The organism is Candidatus Poriferisocius sp. (assembly GCF_965219815.1).
In the GTDB taxonomy this organism is placed as follows: Bacteria; Actinomycetota; Acidimicrobiia; order Acidimicrobiales; family Bin134; genus Poriferisocius.
Genome location: NZ_OZ244791.1, coordinates 2243728 through 2265849, shown reverse-complemented (window position 1 = coordinate 2265849; position 22122 = coordinate 2243728). Strand labels below are relative to the sequence as shown.

The 22122-nt window shown below is 65.1% G+C and carries 18 protein-coding genes; 6 read left to right on the top strand and 12 right to left on the bottom strand.

The features are described 5' to 3' along the window. The first annotated feature begins 90 nt into the window (after positions 1-90). Together ACOQPI_RS10845 and ACOQPI_RS10840 are read left to right on the top strand one after the other, a co-directional pair. Positions 91-330, top strand: a complete 240-nt coding sequence (locus ACOQPI_RS10845; protein ID WP_420619657.1) for a hypothetical protein — start codon at positions 91-93, stop codon at positions 328-330. After that, a complete protein-coding gene (locus ACOQPI_RS10840) occupies positions 327-1985 on the top strand; it encodes a phosphoenolpyruvate carboxykinase (ATP) (protein WP_420619656.1) in 1659 nt (552 codons plus the stop codon). Before ACOQPI_RS10845 ends, ACOQPI_RS10840 begins: the two co-directional genes overlap by 4 nt. Positions 1986-2151: 166 nt before the next feature. Here the strand turns inward: ACOQPI_RS10840 and ACOQPI_RS10835 are convergent, their stop codons facing one another. Then, positions 2152-3369, bottom strand: coding sequence for a DUF222 domain-containing protein (locus ACOQPI_RS10835; protein ID WP_420619655.1), 1218 nt, complete (start codon positions 3367-3369; stop codon positions 2152-2154). Between the two features lie 412 nt (positions 3370-3781). Here ACOQPI_RS10835 and ACOQPI_RS10830 point away from each other — a divergent pair, with 412 nt between their 5' ends. Then, complete coding sequence (locus ACOQPI_RS10830) at positions 3782-7033, top strand: DUF4020 domain-containing protein (RefSeq protein ID WP_420619654.1); 3252 nt, start codon at positions 3782-3784, stop codon at positions 7031-7033. A 123-nt stretch (positions 7034-7156) separates the two neighbouring features. Here ACOQPI_RS10830 and ACOQPI_RS10825 read toward each other — a convergent pair whose 3' ends face one another. Both ACOQPI_RS10825 and ACOQPI_RS10820 read right to left on the bottom strand, forming a co-directional pair. Then, entirely contained in the window at positions 7157-8053 is an 897-nt protein-coding gene (locus ACOQPI_RS10825) for an IS3 family transposase (protein WP_420618059.1), read from the bottom strand. Then, positions 8050-8334, bottom strand: a complete 285-nt coding sequence (locus tag ACOQPI_RS10820) for a transposase (protein ID WP_420618060.1) — start codon at positions 8332-8334, stop codon at positions 8050-8052. The genes ACOQPI_RS10825 and ACOQPI_RS10820 overlap by 4 nt, the downstream gene beginning before the upstream one ends. A gap of 165 nt (positions 8335-8499) precedes the next feature. Between ACOQPI_RS10820 and ACOQPI_RS10815 the strand changes: the two genes are divergently transcribed. Further along, entirely contained in the window at positions 8500-8772 is a 273-nt protein-coding gene (locus ACOQPI_RS10815) for a type II toxin-antitoxin system HicB family antitoxin (protein ID WP_420619653.1), read from the top strand. 284 nt (positions 8773-9056) lie between these two features. Here ACOQPI_RS10815 and ACOQPI_RS10810 read toward each other — a convergent pair whose 3' ends face one another. From ACOQPI_RS10810 to ACOQPI_RS10800, 3 genes are read right to left on the bottom strand one after another with little or no spacing between them, the layout of a single operon-like run. Continuing rightward, positions 9057-11843 (bottom strand): DUF1156 domain-containing protein, encoded by a 2787-nt coding sequence (locus ACOQPI_RS10810; RefSeq protein WP_420619652.1) that lies wholly within the window; start codon positions 11841-11843, stop codon positions 9057-9059. Positions 11844-11889: 46 nt separating this feature from the next. Beyond that, entirely contained in the window at positions 11890-12915 is a 1026-nt protein-coding gene (gene galE, locus ACOQPI_RS10805; RefSeq protein WP_420619651.1) for a UDP-glucose 4-epimerase GalE, read from the bottom strand. Positions 12916-12963: 48 nt separating this feature from the next. Then, complete coding sequence (locus tag ACOQPI_RS10800) at positions 12964-14523, bottom strand: hypothetical protein (RefSeq protein ID WP_420619650.1); 1560 nt, start codon at positions 14521-14523, stop codon at positions 12964-12966. 113 nt (positions 14524-14636) lie between these two features. Between ACOQPI_RS10800 and ACOQPI_RS10795 the strand changes: the two genes are divergently transcribed. Continuing rightward, on the top strand, positions 14637-14852 hold the full coding sequence (locus ACOQPI_RS10795) for an Lrp/AsnC family transcriptional regulator (RefSeq protein WP_420619649.1): 216 nt from the start codon (positions 14637-14639) through the stop codon (positions 14850-14852). A gap of 19 nt (positions 14853-14871) precedes the next feature. Here ACOQPI_RS10795 and ACOQPI_RS10790 read toward each other — a convergent pair whose 3' ends face one another. Genes ACOQPI_RS10790 through ACOQPI_RS10775 form a run of 4 tightly spaced genes read right to left on the bottom strand, consistent with a single transcriptional unit; the run spans position 14872 to position 17601 of the window. Continuing rightward, positions 14872-15258 (bottom strand): hypothetical protein, encoded by a 387-nt coding sequence (locus ACOQPI_RS10790; protein WP_420619648.1) that lies wholly within the window; start codon positions 15256-15258, stop codon positions 14872-14874. Next, a complete protein-coding gene (locus ACOQPI_RS10785; RefSeq protein ID WP_420619647.1) occupies positions 15255-16055 on the bottom strand; it encodes a PIG-L family deacetylase in 801 nt (266 codons plus the stop codon). Before ACOQPI_RS10785 ends, ACOQPI_RS10790 begins: the two co-directional genes overlap by 4 nt. After that, on the bottom strand, positions 16055-17191 hold the full coding sequence (locus tag ACOQPI_RS10780) for a CaiB/BaiF CoA transferase family protein (protein WP_420619646.1): 1137 nt from the start codon (positions 17189-17191) through the stop codon (positions 16055-16057). Before ACOQPI_RS10780 ends, ACOQPI_RS10785 begins: the two co-directional genes overlap by 1 nt. 59 nt (positions 17192-17250) lie before the next feature. Then, positions 17251-17601 (bottom strand): metallopeptidase family protein, encoded by a 351-nt coding sequence (locus ACOQPI_RS10775; protein ID WP_420619645.1) that lies wholly within the window; start codon positions 17599-17601, stop codon positions 17251-17253. A gap of 90 nt (positions 17602-17691) precedes the next feature. On the opposite strand from ACOQPI_RS10775, the gene ACOQPI_RS10770 reads away from it, so the two are divergent. Next, complete coding sequence (locus tag ACOQPI_RS10770; RefSeq protein ID WP_420619644.1) at positions 17692-19158, top strand: ATP-dependent helicase; 1467 nt, start codon at positions 17692-17694, stop codon at positions 19156-19158. Here the strand turns inward: ACOQPI_RS10770 and ACOQPI_RS10765 are convergent. Next, positions 19155-21305, bottom strand: coding sequence for a cation:proton antiporter (locus ACOQPI_RS10765; protein WP_420619643.1), 2151 nt, complete (start codon positions 21303-21305; stop codon positions 19155-19157). The genes ACOQPI_RS10770 and ACOQPI_RS10765 overlap by 4 nt on opposite strands. Before the next feature lie 7 nt (positions 21306-21312). Further along, positions 21313-22107, bottom strand: a complete 795-nt coding sequence (locus ACOQPI_RS10760; RefSeq protein ID WP_420619642.1) for an exodeoxyribonuclease III — start codon at positions 22105-22107, stop codon at positions 21313-21315. Positions 22108-22122: the final 15 nt, after the last annotated feature.

Genomic DNA, 22122 nt, shown 5'->3' with positions numbered 1-22122 from the left:
GTCGAGCCTGCCCGACTCGCGAACCGTCTGGACCAGCCATTACCCTGCCATAATCCCCGATCACTGTCAGAAAGAGTCCCTGTGCAGGGTGTGATCAAGGCATACGATCCCGCAACCGGTCTTGGCGTTGTGGTGCGAGACACCGACCTGGCCGAGTTCGACTTGGCTGCCGATGCGCTAGAGGGATCGGTGTTCCGGATGCTGCGCCAAGGCCAGCGAGTGCTGTTCGATCTGGATGAAGGGCAAGCCACCCGTCTGCGGTTGGGCTCAGAGGTAGACATGGGCACCCCATCATTCCTCACCGCCGCCGGCGACCCGGAGCCCGCGTGAGCCCTTCGGTTGCCGACCAGCTAGGCGCTCGCTTCGGCTTGGACTCGGTGGACGTCCGGGCCGGGCTGACCCAAGACGAGCTGTTCGCCGCCGCCATCGCCGGAGACCGGGGCCGCACCCGCATCGATGGAGGCGAGCACGACCAGAAGGCGTTCGCCACCGCATTGGGCACCGACGGGCCGCTGATCTTCTACTCCGATCCCACGTGTACCGGCCGTCCCGTTCAGGACACCTTTGCGGTGGCCTGGCCCGAGTTGGTGGACGACGTGTGGTGGAAGGCGGACTTCAACCAGCTGGACGGCGACCACTACTCGGGATTGCTGGAGCGAGTGCTGGCCCATCTGAACGAGCGGCAGGCTGTGCTGTACACCGCCGATGTGTTCTGCGGCTGGGATCCGGAGTTCGCCATCCCCTACCGGCTGGTGAGCGAATACGCCACCCACGCCTACTTCGCCAACATCATGTTCCCCAAGGGCGTGCGTGACGACGCCGACCGCGATGCCGTGGGCTGGACCATGATCAACGTCCCCAGCTTCCGCTGCGATCCCGACCGCGACGGCACCCGCACCGACCGGGCGGTCATCATGGACCTGCGCAACCGGCTGGGGCTGGTTCTCGGGCGGGCCGACTACTGCGGAGTGGTCAAGAAGACCATGTTCACGGTGATGAACTTCGTGTTGCCCGACGCCAAGCAGCTCACCATGCACTGCTCGGCCAACGTGGACGACAGCGGCAACAGCGCCATCCTGTTCGGCTTGTCGGGCACCGGGAAGACCACGTTGTCAGCCGATCCCCACCGCAGCCTGATCGGCGACGACGAGCATGTGTGGACCGAGACAGGAGTCTCCAACTTCGAGGACGGCTGCTACGCCAAGCTCATCGACTTGGACAAGGAGGCCGAGCCCATCATTGCCGCCGCGTTGTCGAGGGGGGGAACCCTCATCGAGAACGTCCCCGCCCTGCCCGGCCGGGATCTGGCCGACACCGACCCCCAAGAGCTCGACCTCGCTGACGACTCCATCACTGAGAACACCCGGTTCGCTTATCCGCTCTCGTGCAACCCCCACGTGGCCCCCGGCGCCAAAGGGCCTCACCCCCGCACCATCGTGCTGTTGACCGCCGATGCTTTCGGCGTGCTCCCCCCGGTGTCGATACTCGATCGGGACGAGGTTATGTACCACTTCGTGATGGGGTTCACCGCCAAGCTGGCCGGCACGGAAGTGGGCGTGGTGGAGCCGCAGGCCACGTTCAGCGCCTGTTTCGGAGCGCCGTTCATGTCGCACAAGCCATCGGTGTACGCCGAGCTGCTGGCCCATCGCATGGATGCCCACTCGGCCCGCTGCATCCTGCTTAACACCGGCTGGTCGGGAGGGCCCTACGGGGTGGGGAACCGCATGTCCATCTCCCACACCCGGGCGCTGCTCAACGCGGCCCTCAACGGCGACCTCGACACCGTGGACACCGTCAGGCTCCCCATCTTGGGGCTGCGAATCCCCGTCTCGTGCCCGGGTGTCCCCGATGAGGTGTTGAACCCCCGGAACACTTGGAGCGATCCCGACGTCTACGACGAAGCCGCCGTTCGGCTGCGAGACCTTTTTCGGCAGAACTTCGAGGAACAAGGCTACGCGTCGCTGGGCATAAAGGCGATGCTCTAGTCGCCCATTCATAGGGTACGGTCACGTCCATAGAGGCTGTTAGCCCAGAACAGCCACTGCTCGACTCTTGCGAAGCTAGAGTGGGCCACCCACAAGGGGCTGTCAGCTCGGACTGGCAACTGTGCTGCCGGGTGATCCACTGATAGCGGGGCGCAGTCGCCGCCCATCAGTTTCTTAGCACGGGGTTGGTTTGGGCGGGTTGCCAGGTGGCAGTTCCGGTATCGGGGAATGCTTCTGGCGGGGGTTGGACTGTGTGCCTGAGAGTTCTGGGGTCTTGGGCAACTTCGTGGTTGTTGTCGTGGATGTCGTGATGGCAGTCGTTGCACACCAGTACCAGGTTGGGGTAGTCGGTTTTGCCTTCGTTTTTCCAGTGTTGGATGTGGTGGGCAAAGCTGCGATTGGCGTCCGATCCGCAGCCCACGCACGCTTTGTCGCGCACCATCAGCGCGATTCTCTGGGCGTCTGATGCGCAACGGCGCCTCCGTCCCAGCCACAAGTCCTGGGTTCTGGCGTTGAACACCGCAGGGAAGATGTCGGCTGCGCATGCCAGCTTGACCAGTTCCTCGGCGGGGAGCGGGGTCCCGTCGGAGATGCGGGTGTTGGTCAATTCTCTGAGGGTGGCGTCGTAGTCGGCCACCAAGACCAGAGCGATGCCGGCGGCCCTGCCCTTTTCGGGATGCAAGATGAGCTCGGCCAGCGCGTCAGCAGCGCGCTGGGTGTGGGTGCGCCTTGCCTTGGGGTCCTCCGCTCGCCACAACTCCCGCTCCTTGTCAGCCAGCGCACCGGCGATGTGGCTGCCGGTGACTGGGTCGAGCTCGGCGTTCAGCACATACATGCCGCTGTCGCCGTTCTGGAACAGGCGGGCCGAGCGCTTCTGCTTTCGCCGGTCGTGGATCGACTGCCCATCGTCACCCGACAACTCGTGCTGCTGGCGCTTGACGGTTTTGGCCAACTCGTCATAGGTCTGGGTCTTGGCCGCCTCCACCAGCTCTCGTTCGTCAATCGGCCCCTCAGAAGACGCCCGAGCGATCAGCCGCGCATGATCCGCAGGCACCTCACCCGAAGCCAAAGCCTCACAAGTCGCGGCCAAACCGGCCAGCCGCTCAGCCGCCTTCACGTCATGGTGGGCTTTGGAGGGAGACGACCGCAGCACCTCACGGGCCATCTTCTTGGCCCCGGCGGTGTCATGGCGGCGAGCCATCTCCGCCACTGTCTGGGCCTTCAACGCCTCCAACTGCGACTCAGCCTCTCCCAAAAGCCCCAACCGCTTGCGCAAACCGACATCAGACAACCCGGCCACATCCACGCGATCAACGCACACCGCAGCCCCGCAACCGCCACCGGCGGTCCCGGTCTCCGAGTTCGAAGAAGGCGAAAACTCCATGGATGTATTCTACCGACGGCGGTGACACTTACCCCCCGAAAAACACCTCTTAACCAGGAAAAACAGCAAAAAACCTCTTCACCGGCCGATCTGCTTGCTTGCGGGCGCTGGAAGTCAGAGCCAGGCCGAATGTGTCGCATAGCCCGGTAAAATTGCCTCAATGTGGTTTGGGCTCGGAGATGATGTCGGGGTCGAACTGCCTCCAGAACTGGTCTCAGCCCATGCGGAAGGCAGTCTGGTGATGTTCGTCGGCGCGGGCGCATCGGTAGATCCGCCGTCATGCTTGCCGACCTTTGAAGAGTTGACCGGCAAACTACTTGAGGAAAGCCACTTGCCTCCGCCGAGGGACGACCTGGCCCTAGAAAGGCAACTGGGGGATTTGGACAGAAACGGAGTCAATGTCCATCTGAGGGTGAGCGAAATCATCGGAAGCCCCAATTCCCAGCCCAATACCCTGCACATGGCTATCGCCGGCCTGGCCCTCGCCTCTCCCGAGCCCCGGCTTGTGACCACGAACTACGACCGCCACTTGTCTGCTTGCCTGACTGACCTGTCCGATAACGGCATAAACGAGTTCCCCTCTCTGGCGTTTCCCCAGCGGGACGGTTTCACCGGGATCGTGTACCTCCACGGATCGGTCAAAGAGCCACCGGAGCACCTAGTGGTCACCGACGCAGGCTTCGGACAGGCATACCTGGAGGCCCCGTGGACCGCGGCGCAGTTCTTGAGCCGGGTGTTCCGCCAAAACACCGTGCTATTCATCGGCTACAGCCACAACGACACCCTCATGGAGTACCTGGCCCGGTCGCTGCCCACAGAATCGGGCAACCGGTACGCATTGTGCGACGACCAGCAGGTAATGAGCGAGAGCTGGCAAGACCGAGGTATCCAGCCCATCAGGTACGGATCGCATGAGGCCCTGCCGCTGCTGCTGGAGAAATGGGCTGAGCGCTCCCGCATGGGCGCCCTTGATCATGAGCGGCGGGCCAAGGAGATTGTCCAGGGCACGCCCCCGTTGTCGCGAGAAGACGAGTCGTATCTTGAGGAGACCGTTGAATCGCCCGAGCGGCTGCGCTTTTTCACTGAGAACGCTCAGGGCATCGAATGGCTGCGGTGGGCTGGGCAGCGACCAGGGTTTCTCGCCATCTTCGACCCCAGGACGGAACGCCGACACCCCGACCCTTGGACCAAGTGGTTCATTGAGAACTACGCGTTCGGTGGCAACTCAGGGGCTCGCCGGGAGGCGCTGAGGGTATTTCGCAATAGCGGAGGCCGGTTCAGTCCCAGTCTCTGGCAAAGCCTGGCATCGCGGGCTGGAATGCTGCTGCAAAACGGGGGCGACGCTGCAAAAGACACCAAGAAGTGGTTCCCGCTTCTTATCGACCAAGCTCCTGCGGAAGGCGATCACCTATTGGAACGGCTCCTGGAAGACTGCGACCTCCAGGAGGACCGACATGAGGCCCTGCTCCTGTTGGATTGTCTGCTCGAGCCCGAAGCATCCGACTTTATCGACGACCTCGCATTCCCAAGGTCAGACCGCCTTGACATGTTCAGATACTCCTGGAACGGCACAGTAAAGCCATGTCTCGCTGAAACCGACTTGGCGGTAGACATAGCGGTGATCGTAGACCACCACCTGCGGGCTGCTCACCGGATAGCTGCGGCCAGCAGGAACGAAGAGGGCATATCGGACGCGCTTAGCTTCGCGAGAAGCGCCATCGAAGACCACGAGCAGGACCAGTGGAAACACGACTGGCTGGACGCCCTCATAACAGTTGCCCGAGACGTGTTGGAAGCACTGCTTGAGCATTCTCCTGAATGTGCCCCCCACTACCTGAGGTCATGGGGTGATTCTCCGGTGACGCTGTTGCGGCGATTGGCCGTCCACGGTTGGGCCGAGCGCCAAGATGTAACCCCAAACCGGAAGATCGCCGAACTCTGCCAGGCAGGCTGGCTATTCGAACCGTATCTGAGGCACGAGGCTATGAGGCTCGCGGCGGTCGCGCTGCCACAGGCAACGCCGGAGAGCATCGACCGCTTGGTGGAACTGATCACTGCCGGAGACCCCGGGGCACCAGAGCAGAACACACCTGAGGCGACTGAGCGCGCCGATTGGATCGCCTTCATCTGGTTGGAGTGGATCACGCGGCACGCCCCTGAGGCGGAGAACGGCCGTCGAGCTGTGGCTGCCATTAAGGAGAGACACCCCGACTGGCAGCGGTACGAGCACATGGATTTCCTCTCGTGGACGACTGTCGAAAGCAAAGAATCGCTTTTTCAGGGTGATCCCGATGACCTGCACAAGAAGATCGGCCACGATCCCGCAGGCGCGATCCGCCACCTGTTGGGCTTCTCTGCTCGGGGAGATCCCTGGTCCGGAGAGCCCAGCTGGGAGGATGCGCTCCACTGGTTGGAAAACACAGTGAAGGCATACCCAACAGATGGAATCCAGGTGCTTGACCTGCTCACCGGCGCTGATCCGCCTGATGATCAACAAGCAGGCCAGCAGGTCGCCGAAACCGTGCTGCGGGCTTTGGCCGGGGCAGAGCTGAGCGGTGATTCCAGCCGAGCCCTTACCGAACGCCTAACCGACATCTGGGATGCCAGCACCGCTCATTGGCTCGCAGGGACCGGCATCACTGGAAGCAGTCTTGGGCCGCTCACCCACGCCATCAACCATTGGGCCGGACACTTGGCCGAGATCGCGCTCCGTCTTATCGATCACGAGTACAAGAGCACTGAGGGGGAATGGGCAGGCCTGCCCGACGAGCTGAGACCGGCGCTGGAGGCAATGGCCAGCGGGAGCGGCATCGCCTCCCAGCTCGCCCAAGTGTTGCTGGCCAGCAGGATCAGTTTTCTGTTCCAAACAGACGATCCATGGTGTCGGGCCAACATTCTGCCCCTACTTGACCCCGAGGAAGACACGGAACGGGCGATTCGCTGTTGGGACGGCTACCTGATGAACCGGCCCGGACCGACCAAGCTGCTCGAAATCGGGCTCTTGGACATGTATGTGGCCATGGCCGAACATCTCGGATCGCATCGCGGCGACACCGGCAACCACTTCCACCTGCGCCTGGCCGAGGTCGCCATCTTCTCCGGGATCAACCCCATCGAACAGGGCTGGCTCGACCGCTACACCGCCACGGCAGAAGAACACAGCCGCGTCAGGTGGATCAAGCAAGTCTCCTACGGGCTGGCCCACCTGCCGACCAGCGCCGCCGACGCCCAATGGGACTCCTGGATGCGCGAATACTGGGCCAACCGGCTCCGCAGCGTCCCTAGAGCCATGACCGATAGCGAGGCCACGGCCCTGGTGGACTGGGCGGTGTGCCTCGGCGACCGATTCCCCGAGGCAGCAGACCTGGCCTGCCGACACAAAGCATCGGTGAGCGAGCACTCGATGGCGATCAGGGAGCTGAACCGAACCGACTACCAACCAGAAGCGGTCAACCACATCGCGGCACACCCCGAGCATGCCGCGAGACTCGTAACCCACCTGCTGGCCAACACCGATGCCGCACCCTTCACCGCAGGGGCAACTCTGGCAGGCGACTCACTCAGCGAGGTCGTGTCCGAGTTGCTCGGAAGCATCGGATCAGAGCTAGCACGCCCCTTACGGGAACAGGCCACCCGTTTGGGGATAGCCACGGGCGAGAGCTGAGGCGCGACATGAAGGGTGGCATCCACCTGCCTGAACAACCCCAAAGACATGACCCTCTCCGACCCGCGGCGCCCAAACTTCAGATCCTCTGACCACACCCGGTAAACATGGTGAGCTTCCCCCCTAATCGTGGAGAGTTTGTTTTTGAGGGTCGGGGTTGTGGGCCTGTTCGTATTCTACGGGGCTGGTCATTCCGATTGCGGAGTGGAGGCGGTGCTGGTTGTACCAGGTGTGGACCCATAGGGTGATTTCTCGTCGGGCCCGGGCTCTGGTGGTCCAGGCTCGGCGTGAGATGAGCTCGTGTTGGAGGGTGGAGAAGAACGACTCGGCCGGCGCGTTGTCCAGCGCGTTGCCGGTTCTTCCGGTGGACCGTGAGATGCCGAGCCGCCGGCAGGCGGCGGCGAAGGCTTCTGAGGTGTATTGCGATCCCTTGTCCGAGTGGAAGATGACGCCTTTGACGTTGCCGCCTCTGGTGGCGACCGCGGTGTTGATGGCCTGTTTGGCCAGCTCGGCGGTCGGGTACCGGTCGGAGGTGGCGAAGCCGACCATGCGCCTGGAGTAGAGGTCCTCGACGGTCGCGAGGAACACCGGGCCCTCGGCGGTGGGAACCTGTTTGAAGTCGCCGCACCATTTCTGGTTGACCCCTGTCGCGCTGAAGTCGCGGCCCAGAAGGTCTGTGGGGGCCGCATGGGAGCTGTCGGGGCTGGTGAGGCCCTTTTTGCGTTTGGGGCGGGCGCACAGGCCCTGGCGGGCCATCGAGGCCTCCACCGTCTTCTTCGACACCGACAGGCCATCGCGTCGCAGCCGGGCGCGCACCCTGGGCGACCCGTAGGTGCCGTCCGATTCGTCGAACGCCTTTTTCACCTCGGCGTCCAGCGCCCGGCGACGCCGCTGCCGATCGGTCAGCGGCCGGTCGAGGTGCTTGTAGAACGTGGATTCCGCCACGCCCAGCGCTCTGCAAGCCACAGAGTGAGGCACACCGTGGTCGGTCCTTTGGGCCGCGATGAACCCTGCGGTCACCGCGTCGCCTCGTTGACCCAAAGGACCACGGATCGTTTGAGCACATCACGCTCCATCTCCAGCTCGGCGACCCGGCGGCGCAGCCGGGCCAGCTCGGCCCGCTCGTCGCCGCTCAGCCCGCCCGAGCGCTCGTCTCGGTCCCGGCGCACCCAATTCCCGAGCGTGCCCTCGTTGACGCCGAGCTCCCGGGCGACGTGGGCCACCGGCCGGCCGGTCTCCTTGACGATCCGGACAGCCCCATCACGGAACTCCCGGTCATAATCTCTTCGCGGTCTGGACATAGCTCCTCCTTATAGAGCATGTCTCCACGAAAAGGGGGGAACCTCAATGGCTCCTCCTTGCAGAGTATGCCCCCACGAAAAGAGGGGATCCTCAAGCCGCCTTGTGGGAGATTGGCAATAAGGCGTGCCGGGCTGAGAGCCGATTGTCGGTGTTACAGTGCAGGCATGTCACAGCCCACGGCCCAGCTTCCGCTTGAGTGCTGGTTGGATGCTGCCCTTGCGGGGGCGTCCACCGAAGAGGTTCGAGATGATGATGGAGTCCTCGTGGGATGGTGGGCCGAGAACCCTGAGTGCCAGGGTGCATCCGCCTTTGGCTCCACTCCCGACGAGGCCCGCAGCAAACTTCGACAGGTGCTCTACGGATGGGTCGAACTCGGCCAGCAACTCGGGCAGCCGATACCCACGTTTCACAACGGGCTTGTCGCTGCGCCTACATGAGCCGGCGGGTCCCTCCAACCACCCGCCGCGAACTCATCAGGTTCTTGACCGAACGCGGATGGCTCGGACCATGGTCAGGAGGCAATCACGAGTACATGATCAAGGGTGCCCACAGACAAGTCATCCCCAACGACAGTGAGATTGCCGGCCCGTTCCTGCTTCGATTGCTCAAGCAAGCAGGTTACACACGGGAGGAGTGGCTGAACCGCTAACCGCATCGGCCAGCCCTGCGGCCCGCGCCGCCATCGGGCGACTTCTAGGCGCGAGACAAGATGCACGCCGAATCAGGTATCGAGGTCGAGGTTGGCCTGGTTTTCGGTGGGGGGTTTTTGGGCTTGTTGGGTGAGGTCGGGCCAGGCGGCGGCGAGGCTGTTGTAGGCGAGGGCGTCGGCGGCCCATCCGTTGCGGTCGCAAATGTGGTGGAGGCGGTAGGCGAGGTGGCGGGCCGAGTCGGCGAGCCCGCCGACTTGGCGCAGGAGTAAGGCGGCGGCTTGCTCGCCTCGGGTCTCGAGGCGGTAGGCGAGGTGGTTGGCGATCTCCCAGACGGTGAGGCGCTCATCTGAGGCGGGAGACCAGTTCTCGTCGAGCTCGTGGCGGGGTATGAGGCGCACTCGGCCGGCCCGGGATTCGACGATGCCGGCCTCCACGAGGCCGTCCACCGAGGTGTTGCGGGATTTGGAGAGCTGCTCGGCCTGGCCGTAGTCGCCGGGCTCGAAGCCGTTTTGGGCGTGCCAGGTGAGCGCCCAGCGGGTGTCGGAATCCAAGTCGGCCTCGGTCGCCTCCAGGGTCTCGTCGAGGACCCGGTTGATGGCGGCCAACGCGGCCCGCACTCCCATTCGGGCGCCGTCGGCCTCGATCACCCGGCTGTAACGGGAGAACACCGCCATGCCCGGGCCGATGGCGGCCTGCGCCACATCCACCGGCGCGATGCTGGCCTTCTGGAGGTCGGCCAGCGCGGCGGGCAGCTCCACGGCCAGCGCGTTCAAGAACTCACGGCGCGACGCCAACGGCGCGCCATCCGCCCGGGGCCGGCACACCAGAACAATCGACGACGCCAACGCGTTGGACTGCTGCGAGCGCATCCGGTTGGCCAGCTCCGAGCGCACCGGCCACGTCCCGGTGATCTGAAAGCCCGCGCGCAGCAGGCCGGTGAGCATGGTCTCCCACCCCGTCGACGCCGTCTCCCCATCCGCGGTCTCGGCCTGCTTGAACGCGTAATACACGCTCAACGGGAACCGCGGATCCTGCGCATCGCGCAACCGGGCGAACACACCGCCCAGCCCGTCCTCGAAGAACTCCTCGGCCGCATTCTTGTCGCCGCCGTGGCGGTACGGCGCCGCGATCAACTCCTGCCCCTTGGGCGCCAGCAAAGTCGAGCACACATCCGAGAACACCCCGCCCACCGTGCGGCGCAGCCACACATAGAAGAAATCCGACAAATCCGCATACCCGATATTGTCGTAATACGGCGGATCCGTAGACACCACCACCGGACCAGACACCGAAGCTGCGGCATCTAATTGGTTCACCTTTCCAGCGATGTGAGCAGAAGAAGGCAGGGATTGGAGTACATCGGCAACAATGGAAAAGGCAGTCTCCAAACTTCCAGTGGAAGTGAAGAACGGATTCGCCTCTGCATAATCCCAAATCATGGAAACGGCTTGCCGCCCGAAGAAATGCTGTGCCTTCTCCCCAACTGGATTCCACCGGCAAAGCGAATTGCCAGCCATCGCTGCCCTATCAACCGCAAATGCCAAATACACCGACACGGCCTCGGCGTAGGCTGTTGCGCCGGTGCCTCCGTCTCGCAGCGGGGTCGGGTCGTCGCCAATCCCAGCGGCCAGAGCGTCGGCGCGGGCCTGCTCGCGGGCCTCGGCCACCAGGTCGGCGAAACAACACAGGGCGGTGAGCTGGCGGGGCGTGAACAGATCGGCCCACTCCCCCATGCCGTAGCGCTGCACCCGGAAACCCAGCGCCTCATCCGGCAGACGGCCAGCAGGCGGGTCAGGGGGCGGCGGGATGCAAGCGGCCTGCTCGTGGTACGGGTCGGGCGGCAGGTAGACGCGTCGGCGGTCGCCCTGGGCGGCGACGGCCATTAGCCGGGCGCCGAGCCCGCCTGTCTGGGCTTGGGTTTTCACATAGTCGCCGGGCATGGCCGAAGAGCAGAACACGCAGCGGAACTGGGCCCGGCCCTGCTTGGGCGCCTCCGGCGGCCCGCCCTCACCGCCGCCGATCTCATACCGGACAGCCTTGGCCGCGTGGTCCACCACCGGCTCCACCCACACCTGCCGGCCCTTCTTCTTCGACAGCCACCACGACGACGCCAACGGCGCCTCGCCCCCGCACCCCGGATTCGGACACCGCGCCGTGCGGGTCCACAACCACGCGATCACCGTCGCCTCGCCGCCGCCGTGCTCAGGAGGCAGATCGACCTGCGGGTACAGATGGCCGATGCGCTCCTCGGCCCGGTCGCGCATCCACTGGCCGTACCAGCGCACATCCGCGGCCAAACCCGACGCGCCTGGCCACGACCCCAAACCAGCGCTCTGACGGTCACCGGGGTTCACTGGCGCCCGCCCGGCGAACACTGGCGGAATCTCCACCAAAGCCTTGTTGATCAACACCGCCACCGGATTCAAATCCGACCCATGAGCCTCCAACCCCAAACGCTGAGCCTCCAACGGAATGCTCCCGCCGCCCGCGAACGGATCCAACACCGAGGGAAGCTCACCATCGCAGCACTTGGCGATCTCCGCCCGAGCCTCGCCCAGCACCCCGGCGTCGCCGCTGTTCTCCCATTGCACCAACCGCTCCACCAGCCCGAACAGGCGCTCCCGCTCCGCGCCCTGCGCCTCCTCAGTGGGGAACTCATCAGGCCGGGCCGACGGATCATCCACCAACGACGCGAACAACACCGCCCGACACGCCGCCAACGGCCGCCGAGCCCACCACAAATGCAAAGTCGAAGGATGGCCATGGCGAATCGACTTCTCCCGAGCCGACGCGGCGTTGATCGCATCCAACGGCAACGCCACCTCGATCAGCTTCCGCCGGAACCCGTAGTCAGCCATCAGCGCCACACCCTAGAGCCCTCCCCCGGCGTGAGGCGCGATCTCCCTATGTCTGGGACCGGTATCCCAGCGGATGGGTTGACTGCCAGGCCCAGGCATCTCGACACATTTCTGCCAATGTCCGGCTAGCCGACCAGCCCAGTTCCTTGAGTGCCTTGCCCGGATCGGCCCACAACTCGGGCACGTCGCCCGGGCGGCGGTCTAGCTCCTCATAGGGCAGGGGGTGGCCGGTGGCCTCCCGCATGGCGGCGACAACCTCCAACACTGAGGCACCCTGGCCAGTGCCCAGGTTGTAGGTGTGCGCTTCCCCGGAAGAGGCCTCCAAGTACTCCAAGGCGGCCACATGGCCACCGGCCAAGTCCATCACGTGGATGTAGTCGCGCAAGGCAGTGCCGTCGGGGGTGGGATAGTCGGTGCCGTAGAGCGGCAGTTGGGGGTGGCGCCCTACGGCCACTTGGAGCAGGTAGGGCATCAAGTTGCCGGGAATGCCCTCGGGATCCTCCCCGATCAGCCCGCTGGGATGGGCGCCCACCGGGTTGAAATAGCGAAGCAAAGCCGCCGACCAGCGGGGGTCGGCCCGAACCACGTCAGCGATCATCTGCTCGATGAGAAGCTTGGTCCAGCCGTAGGGATTGGCCGGGCGGGTTGTGGCCGTCTCAGGTACCGGCAGTTCGTCAGGCAGCCCATAAACCGTGGCCGAGGAAGAGAACACGATCCGGCGAACCCCACTGCGCTCCATCACAGCCAAGAGAACGGCGGCCGAGTCCAGATTGTGGCGGTAGTACCGCAGCGGGTCGGCCACTGAGTCGGGCACAGATTTGAGGCCCGCGAAGTGCAACACCGCGTCGGGGCGGACGTCGACCATGACCTTCTCCAGCGCGGATTCGTCCCGACAGTCGGCTATGTCGAGGCGAGGGCGGCGGCCGGCGATCTCCCCCACCGCATCGATGGCGGCGGCCGAGGAGTTGGCCAGGCTGTCCAGCACCGCCACCTCGTAGCCGGCCTCCAGCAGAGCGACGCAAGTATGGCTGCCGATGTAGCCCGCTCCCCCGGTCACCAGCACCGTCGCCATGTTGGGCACGTTAGCGGCGTGTTGTTGGGGCAGAGCAGCAGACTGCGGCTAGCCCGGACCCCGCAGGACGCGGGTCTTGCCGTACATGGAGCCGAACAGCAGCCGGCCGTCGTCGTCCACGGTCACCCCCGCGCCGATGGTGTTGAACTTTGAGCCTCCCAGCACGTAGTGGAACCGGGACTCCCCGGTAGCCCAGTCGGCGGCCTCAATGGTCCACTTCTTGTCGCGGACCCCGCACGTGTACACCAGGCCGCTCTCCTCAGCCACGAAGGGAACAGAGTTGGGCGAGGAGATGTCGAGGTTTACCCAGGCCTCCTTCAGCTCCCGGGCCACTGAATCCCACTCGTACTTGTGGAGGCCGTGGGGCTGGTACTCGGGTTTGTGGCCGAGCATGAAGCACAGCATCCGGGCACCCTGCGCGGGGAAGCCCTCGGGTATGGAGGCCGGCTCGTTGTTCACCGTCATGGCGCCGTATCCCGCCACAGTTATGGACTGCTCGGTCTTGATCTCGGCCAGATCGGGATTGCCCATGTTGGCCGGCCCGATGCCGGCGATGCGCCGGTCGGGCGCGTTGGGCAGCTGCTCCCAGTCGTCGGGGATCTCGTCTCGCCACAACAGGGTGATATTGACCACCTCGTCGCCGTCGCCGATCACCACGAACTTGTCCTCGTCGGGGCCGAAGCCCATCAGCGAGGGCGTGGTGCCCGAGCCGTAGCCGCCGCCGTTGCGGTAGGGCACCATCCAGCAGCCGCAAGCGGGATCATCGGTGAGCTCGGATCCCGTCCAGCGCAGCTTGTGGTGGTGGTCGTTGGACGACACGTAGATGCCGTTGTCGCTGTCCACACAAATGCTCGTGCGGACCCAGCCGTAACCCGTATTGCCCCGCTCTGCCGCCCGCTGGGCACAGTACTCGGCGGCCACCTCGGCCCCGCCGGGGAGTTGGAGCGCGTGGTAGGCGCTGAAGTCGCGCTCAAGCACAACAACCCAGCCATGGTCGGTGGACATCACCAGCTTCCCGTCAAAGGTCATGTTCATCCCCACGAAAAAACCCTCGATGTGGTCGGGCTTGTTCCACCGGTCCCGCTCCACAATGGGCGACAACGGATCAGACGGATCGGTCTCCACATAGGCCACCGCGTGGTCCTTGCGGCCCAAGAACAGGGTGTGGTCGCAGTCGAGCAGCGCATAGACCCCGTCGATTCCGGTCATGAACTTCATCGACATCTCGATGGCGTGTTCGACGGCTTCCCAGCCGTCCTTCTCGTCAAAGCCCCGGAGATATTCCTCCAGCTCGACTACGGGTGTGCGCCCCTCCCCGCCGACGATTTCATGGTCGGCCAGCAACTCAAGGGTCTCGTAGTCGAGCTTGGCGATGTTCTGCCGGCCGTTGCTCCACACCACCCGCCGGCCGTCGGGGTAGGGCCCCGAAGTCAGGTGGCCGAAATGACCCGGGCCGAGCCAGGCGTATTGCAGATCGCCCGCCTCGTCGAGCACCTCAGTAGGGCCTTCGGGCCCCCGCCAGGGAACGTTGTCCTGCTGGTCGCACCGTCCGTGGGCGATGCCATAAGAAGATGCGGCAAGAAACGGGTTGTCCGGAGCGCGGTTCATATCCCTACATCATTGCGCTGCGTCCAGCCCGCCATCCCACCGGAGCCGATCTTTGGTTACGATGCGGGATAGCCAACTGGAGGTGTAGTCACGTGGGTGTCAGCTCATATGTTTTGATCCAAACCGAAATGGACAAGGCCCGTCAGGTGGCCGAGGCCATCCGCGAGATCGATGGCGTGGTGATCTCTGAGATCATGACCGGCCCCTACGACGTGATCGCCAAGGCCGAGGCTGAGTCCATGGACCAGTTGGGCCGTCTGGTGGTGAGCCAGATCCAGATGGTGGACGGCATCACCAGAACCCTCACCTGCCCCGTTGTAAACCTCTGAAGTGGTTCGCGATCCTGGGTTAGCTGAGGATCATGGCCCGGATGGCCAGACCGGCCAGAAAGAAGCTGCCGCCGGCGTAGAGCAGCTCACGCCGGTGGGCGAGCTGGATTCGGTACGCGTAGACAATGGCCACCGCGGCGATGGCCGCGAAGCCATAGAGGCGGTGCAGGTCTCCGGGATCGGCCCCCGAGCGGTTCTCCAGCACCACGCCCACGATCACCTGGGCGAAGACGGTGCATTGGGCGGCGGCGATGAACGCCCACAACGGCCAGCCCCGCAACCGCGGTCGAAAGTGGGCGCCCAGAGCCCATCCGCCGGCGGCGGCGTTGGCCAGCATCACCACCCAGGAGAACCAGTCGTGGAAGCCGGCCAGTTGCGTGGCGGCGAGAACCGACGCGGTGCTCACCTGAACAGGTCGGTGGCGAAGTCGCCTGTCCGGGGCGGTCCAGGAGCCACGAACCACTCGGTGCTGAACGCGTCGGCGAACTGCTCGTCGGTCATGGTGCCGAAGAAGGACTCGGCGGTGATCTGGCTGGTGTGCGCCAACATGGCGGCCCGCTTGCGCTCCAGATAGGCGCTCACGTCTACTGCGTGGGTGATGTCGGCCTCCTCGGTGCCGAAATCGTCGCCCTCAAACCGCTCGACCTGCTCCGCGTCCATCTCCTCTATCGCTTCGGCAAACGACTCCACCTCGGCCATCTGGCGCTTGATCTGAGTGCGGTTCATGGTGACGTAGAACACTCTTTCAACCCCGGCCTGGCGGGCGGCTTCCACCCCCACCCGGTGGACTTGAATATGGTCGGGGTGGCCGTAGCCGCCGTGGTCGTCGTACACGGTGAGCACGTCGGCGGACTCCTCGGCCAAGATCCCGGCCACCCGCTCCACCGCCTCGTCGAAATCGGCCTGCCAGAAGCAGGCTGGGTTGTCGTTGGCCTCGTCGCCAGCCATGCCCGAGTCCTCGTAGCCCAAGAACTCCACCCGGTGGGCGCCGATTATCCCGGCGGCGTCATGGGTCTCCGCAGTTCGCCGCTCGCCCAACGTTTCGCCCGGGCTCAGCGCGTCGGAGGCCACCTCACCCTGTTCTCCTTTGGTGGCCACCACCAGCACCACCCGGTGGCCCTCGTCGGCCGCCTTCATCATGGTGCCCGAAGTGGCGATGGCCTCATCGTCGGGATGGGCGTGGAAGTTCACCATCGTGCCCACTATTTGACGGCCCCCGATTCTTGTAGCGCGGCCACCCCAGCGGCATCGAAACCCCAATCGGCCAGCGCCTCGGCAGTGTGTTCACCAGGATGGGGGGCAGGACGGACAACCTGGGGCGGAGTGCGGCTGAACCGGGGGGCCGGGCCGGGCTGGGGAATTCCCCCCACTTCCACGAAGGTGCCCCGGGCGGCGTTGTGGGGATGCTCCGGAGCCTCGGCCAGGCTGAGCACCGGTGCGAAGCAGACGTCGGAGCCGTCGAGAATCTCGCACCACTCGTCCCGGGTCTTGGCCTTGACTGCCTCGGTCAGCCGGATCCGCATCTCCGACCATGTGGAACGATCATTCTGGTCGATGCCATCGGCATCGATTCCCAGCTTCTCCACCATCTCGGCGAAGAACTGAGGCTCCAGCGAGCCCAGTGAGATGTACTCGCCGTCGGCGCACTCATAGACGTCGTAGAACCAAGCTCCGGTATCCAGCAGGTTGGTGCCTCGGGGCCCCCACGCTCCCAGGCCGTGCATGCCGTAGATCATGGTGATGAGCAGGGCCGAGCCCTCCACCATGGAGGCATCCACCTCCTGGCCTTGGCCCGAGGTGCGGGCTTCCAGCATCCCGGCCACCATCCCGAGCGCCAGCAGCATTCCTCCCCCGCCGAAGTCGCCGGCCAGGTTCACCGGCGGTACCGGCGCCTCCCCAGTCCGGCCGATGGCTCCTAGCACTCCCGACAGGGCGATGTAGTTGATGTCGTGGCCAGCCATAGAGGCATACGGGCCGTCTTGGCCCCAACCGGTCATCCGCCCGTACACCAGCCGGGGATTGCGGGCCAGGCATTCGTCGGGACCTATGCCCAGACGCTCGGCCACGCCGGGGCGGAAACCCTCGATCAGCCCGTCGGCGCTCTCCACCAGCTTCAACACCGTCTCCACTCCGTCTGGATGTTTGAGGTCGACGCCCACACTGCGGCGCCCTCGGTTCAGCACGTCGAAATGGGGCGTGTCGGGAATCTCGTCTCGGACCCGGTCGGCGCGATCGATCCGCACCACATCGGCCCCCAAATCGGCCAGCATCATGGCGGCAAACGGTCCCGGCCCGATGCCGGCGATCTCCACCACGCGAATGCCATTGAGCGGTCCCATGCTGCCTCCTGAACTCTCCACCGCTCGGACAGTACCCGCGTTTTCCCCAACCGCCCTGATCAGGCCCAGCCCAACTCGTGCAGGCGGTCGTCTTCAATGCCGAAGTGGTGGGCCACCTCGTGGATGACCGTCACACGGACCTCCTCCACCACCTCGGCCTCGCTACTGCACCCCTCGCAGATCGGCAGCCGATAGATGTAGATGCGGTCGGGCAGCACCATCTCTCCCCCGCCGTAGTCGACCCGATCGGTGAGCGGGATTCCGTCGTACAGCCCCCAGATATCCGGGTCCTCCCCTTCTTCCTCCACCAGCACCACCACGTTCTCCATCATCTGGCCAAGGTCATCGGGAATGGTGTCCAGCGCCTGTCCCACCAACTCCTCAAACCGCTCCCGCGACACCGCAACCATCCCCTCCATCCTCCCACTATTCCCAGGGCATGCCATCAACCCGGATGACTGTGCGATCTGAACTGTCACTGGCCTCGGTACCTTGGTGGGGTGACCGGGTTGGAGGGGCTCTTGGAGGGGCTGAACAAGCGGCAGCAGGCGGCGGTGGAAGCACCGGAGACTCCGCTGTGCATCCGGGCGGGGGCAGGCACCGGCAAGACCAGGGTGCTCACCCGCCGGATTGCCCACCAGTCTGAGATTGGGGCCATCGACCCCAAACGCACGCTGGCCCTCACATTCACCCGCAAAGCGGCCGATGAGCTGCGAAGCCGCCTGGCTGGGATGGGACTGAGGGAATCGGTGAGCGCGGGTACCTTCCACAGCGCAGCGTTTTCCCAGTTGCGCACCCGCTGGGCCGAGCGGGGGGTTCGACCCCCAGAACTGCTCCAAGACAAGCGAGGCCTAGCGGCTAGGGCGGCGAAGCAGGCCGGAATGCGGCTGGCCAGGGCCGAGGTGCAGGACGCGGTGACCGAGATCGAATGGGCCAAGGCCCGCCGCATCACCCCCGATGGCTACCCCGCCGCCGCAGCCAGCCTTAACCGCTGGCCAGCTTTGGACCACGCCATGATCGTCGAGCTCTATCAGCGATACGAGGCCGAGAAAACCAGGCGGCGAGTCGTGGACTTCGACGACCTGCTGATTTTGGCGCTGCGGGACCTGTCCGACGACGCTGACTACGCGGAGGCCCGCCGCTGGAGTTACCGGCACCTCTTCGTCGACGAGTTCCAAGACGTGAACAAGCTCCAGTTCGACTTGCTGCGGGCCTGGCTGGGAGATCGCAACGACCTCTGTGCGGTGGGCGACCCCAACCAGGCCATCTACAGCTGGAACGGCGCTGACTCCGAATACATCGAGCGGTTTGGGGAATGGTTCGCGGGAGCAGAAGTGCTCGATCTGCTGGACAACTACCGTTCCACCCCCCAGATCCTGGCCGCGGGCCGAGCAGTATTGCCCCCGGGGGCAGCCTCACTGGTTTCCCACCGCCTCGACGGGCCCCGGCCGACCGTCAGCACCCACGCCGACGACTTCGACGAGGCGGGCACCATCGCCCGTGCTCTGCGCGACGCCAAGGGGCCCGAGACGGCCTGGTCCTCAATGGCTGTGCTGGCCCGCACCAATGCCCAGACCGCCAAACTGGCGACCGCCCTGCGCCAGGCCGGAATTCCCTATCGGGTTCGCATCGACACCCAACGCACCGAAACCGACGACGGTGCCAGCCTCCCCGACGGCGCCAGCCCTCCAGTCAGCGCCGACGCGGTGGATGTGGCCACTTTCCACGCCGCCAAGGGACTGGAATGGCCCATTGTCCATTTGGCCGGCCTCGAACAAGGTCTGGTGCCCATCAGCCGGGCCCAGACACCAGCCGAGGTCGCCGAAGAACGGCGGCTGCTCTACGTGGCCATCACCCGAGCCGAGCGCGAGCTGCACTGCCACTGGGCCTCGCAGCGGGCATTTGGGGACCGGATCGCGGACCGCTCCCCCTCGCCGTATCTCAACAACATCCTCAGTGCGGTCTAGAGATCGAAGGGGATGAGCACCACCACCACGGTGGCGTCGCAGTCCCGGAGCACCTGCTCCACTCGGTGGCCCAGGAAGGGGCGATCGCCAACCCTGCGGAGGTTGGCGCCCATGACCACCAGATCAGCTTCTATGTCCCGTGCCAGCTTCAATATCTCATCGGCCGGCGAGGTGCCGTCCATCACTACCGTCTGGGTTGTTGCCCCCAGCTCAAGGGCGAGCGACTCGGCTTGGGCCACCACCTGCACCCCAATGATGGAACCGCTTCGGGCCATCATCCGGCGGCTGAACAGAGACGGCAGCCCTGCGGGTTCGCTCCTAATGGTGTTGACGTGAGCGAGGTGTAGTTCGGTGCCGAGTTGGGCGCTGAGGTTGAAGGCCACCTCTTGGGCGGCCCGCGACACCGGGCTGCCGGTTACCGGCACCACCGCCCGGCTATACGCCCCCGGTAATGGGCGGTCTTGGTTCCTCGCCCGGCGCACCACCACCACCGGGATGGGGCTCTCCGACAGAACCCCATCTACCAGGGGCGAGATTACCTGCATGGTGTCGGCGTAGTCCTGAGCACCCAGCCCGATAACGCCGAACCCCAGCCGACTCTCATCGATGATGGCTCGAACCGGGTCGTCGTGACGCACCCGGCGGTGCTCCAAAGCCCGGTCGTGCAGCACGTTGCGCAGTGGCGTGATGTCCACTTCAGCGTCTCGGTCGCCCACGGTGAGCACGGTGGCCCCGGCCTCGATCGGCCAAGCGAAGTGCAGTACTTGGGCCGCGGCAATCGACTCGGGGCCGCCGCGGCTGGGCAGCAGCAGCCTTGACGTCCGCACCACCAGATTGCGGCTCAGCGCCTGCTCTCGGCCCAGCCGCTCTTGCTCATCGGGGGTGCCCTGCCAGTTGTTCACCACCCCTCGCAGCGTGGCCGAGGCGAACAGCGAAGTGAGCACCGGCACCAGCACGATCACCGAGAAGGCAGTGGGGCTGAATACTCCGACGCTCAACCCCACGGTGGCGATCACGATCTCGAGGGTCCCTCGGGCGTTCAGTCCTGCGCCCAAGGCCAGTCCCGCCCGGTGGGTGCGGCCCGCGAGGCGGGCGCCGCCGTAGGCCCCGGCAAACTTGAAGACGATCGCCACCGCAAGCACGATCAAGGCCCACCAAAGGGCCTCGGCGTTGTTCAACAAGCGGAGATCTACCTGCAAGCCGGCGGTGGCGAAGAAAACCGGTGCGAACAAGGCGTTGGTCAGGCCTTCGAGGTGGTGGATCACGTCCTCGTGCTGGAATCGGGACCGGTGCAGCACCACCCCGGCGACAAACGCCCCCAACACCGCTTCCACCTTCAGCCACTCTGTGGCCACTCCGAATCCCAGCATGGTCACTATGGCCACGCCCAGTGCCGCGGCCAGGCTGCCCCCAGTGCGCCGCACCTGCCGCAACAGCAAGTCCACCAGACGCTGGCCCACTGTCAGTGCCAACACCCCGAATGCCGCAATGCCCCCCAGCGTGACCAACACCTGCCCGGCCGACACTCCGCCTGAGGTGGCCAAGCCGGTGAACACGCCCAACAAGATCCAGCCGATCACATCATTGGCCATGCCCGCGGCCACGGTGATCTGGCCGAAGTCCCGGCGCATCAGGCCCAGTTCGCTCAGAATCTTGGCAACCACCGCCAAAGACGACACGGCGAGCGCCAGGGCCACGAACAGCGTGAACGTGAGCCGTTCAGCATCCTCGCCCAAGAACAGGGAGGGCAGCAGCAGGCCGACCACAATGCCGGCGATCAACGGCACCACAAGGCTGCCCGCGGTAACCAGCAGTGCAGACCGCCCCAGCTTGGTGATGAGCCCCAAATCGGTCTCGAAACCGGTCACCACCAACAGCAGGGCCACCCCCACCCAGCTAACGGCGGCGAGCAAGGTCCATTGCGCGCCCTGGCCGATCTCTGGCAAGAACCACTCGAAGCCCGACTCCCACACCACCCCGAACACCGACGGCCCCAGCACCAGACCAGCCAGGAGCGCTCCCACCACCGAGGGCAACCCCACTCTTCTCATCACCAGACCGAAGAGATGGGACACAGCCACCAGCACCAGGATGTTCACCCAAAAGACCAGGAGGTCGAACCCTCCCGTTTCGGCGGCAAATACCATCGCGGCCTCAGGCCCCCCTGGCAGCTTCGTCCCAGTCGAAGTCGACCACCACCGGGGCGTGGTCCGACGGCTTCTCCCCTTTGCGGGCGTTGCGGTCCATGAGCACCGTGGTCACCTGCTGGGCCAGCGGCTCGGTGGCCATCACCATGTCGATGCGCATGCCCTGGCGCTTGTGGAACCGTCCCGCCTGGTAGTCCCAAAAGGTGTACAAGCCGTCGTCGGGCCACCGCTGGCGGAACACATCCACCAGTCCCCAGTCGGCCACCGCGCCAAACGCCTCGCGTTCGGGCTCACTCACATGGGTGAGCCCTTCGAAGTCGGCGATGTCCCATACGTCGTTGTCGGCCGGGGCCACGTTGAAGTCGCCGGCCACCACCACCGGCGCGTTGGCATCGGCGTTGGCCTCGAGATGAGACCGGAGCCGGCCCAGCCAGTGGAGCTTGTAGTGATAGTGGTCGTGGCCCAACTCCCGCCCGTTGGGGATGTAGGCGCTGGCCACTCGCACCCCACCACAGGTGGCCCACACGATGCGGGCATCGGGATCGGCGTCGCCGCCGTCGGCGAACCCGCTACCGTGATCGGCCAGTCCCACCCGGCTCAGTATGGCCACCCCGTTCCACCTTCCCTGTCCGTGATGAGCCCACTCGTAGCCCATTGCCTCAAAGGCCAGGCCTGGAAATGCATCGTCGGCCATCTTGGTCTCCTGCATGCACAGCACATCGGGTTCGGCCAGCTCAAGCCACTCTTCTACTCGGGGCATGCGGGCATTCAGGGAGTTCACATTCCAGGTGGCCAGCCGCACTCCCAGAACCTTAGT

Excerpts from the sequence above, each read along its gene's own strand:
- ACOQPI_RS10835 (WP_420619655.1), bottom strand. The coding sequence starts at position 3,369 with ATGGAGTTTTCGCCTTCTTCGAACTCGGAGACCGGGACCGCCGGTGGC.
- ACOQPI_RS10820 (WP_420618060.1), bottom strand. The coding sequence starts at position 8,334 with ATGTCCAGACCGCGAAGAGATTATGACCGGGAGTTCCGTGATGGGGCT.
- ACOQPI_RS10815 (WP_420619653.1), top strand. The coding sequence starts at position 8,500 with ATGTCACAGCCCACGGCCCAGCTTCCGCTTGAGTGCTGGTTGGATGCT.
- ACOQPI_RS10810 (WP_420619652.1), bottom strand. The coding sequence starts at position 11,843 with ATGGCTGACTACGGGTTCCGGCGGAAGCTGATCGAGGTGGCGTTGCCG.
- galE (WP_420619651.1), bottom strand. The coding sequence starts at position 12,915 with ATGGCGACGGTGCTGGTGACCGGGGGAGCGGGCTACATCGGCAGCCAT.
- ACOQPI_RS10800 (WP_420619650.1), bottom strand. The coding sequence starts at position 14,523 with ATGAACCGCGCTCCGGACAACCCGTTTCTTGCCGCATCTTCTTATGGC.
- ACOQPI_RS10780 (WP_420619646.1), bottom strand. The coding sequence starts at position 17,191 with ATGGGACCGCTCAATGGCATTCGCGTGGTGGAGATCGCCGGCATCGGG.
- ACOQPI_RS10775 (WP_420619645.1), bottom strand. The coding sequence starts at position 17,601 with ATGGTTGCGGTGTCGCGGGAGCGGTTTGAGGAGTTGGTGGGACAGGCG.
- ACOQPI_RS10765 (WP_420619643.1), bottom strand. The coding sequence starts at position 21,305 with ATGGTATTTGCCGCCGAAACGGGAGGGTTCGACCTCCTGGTCTTTTGG.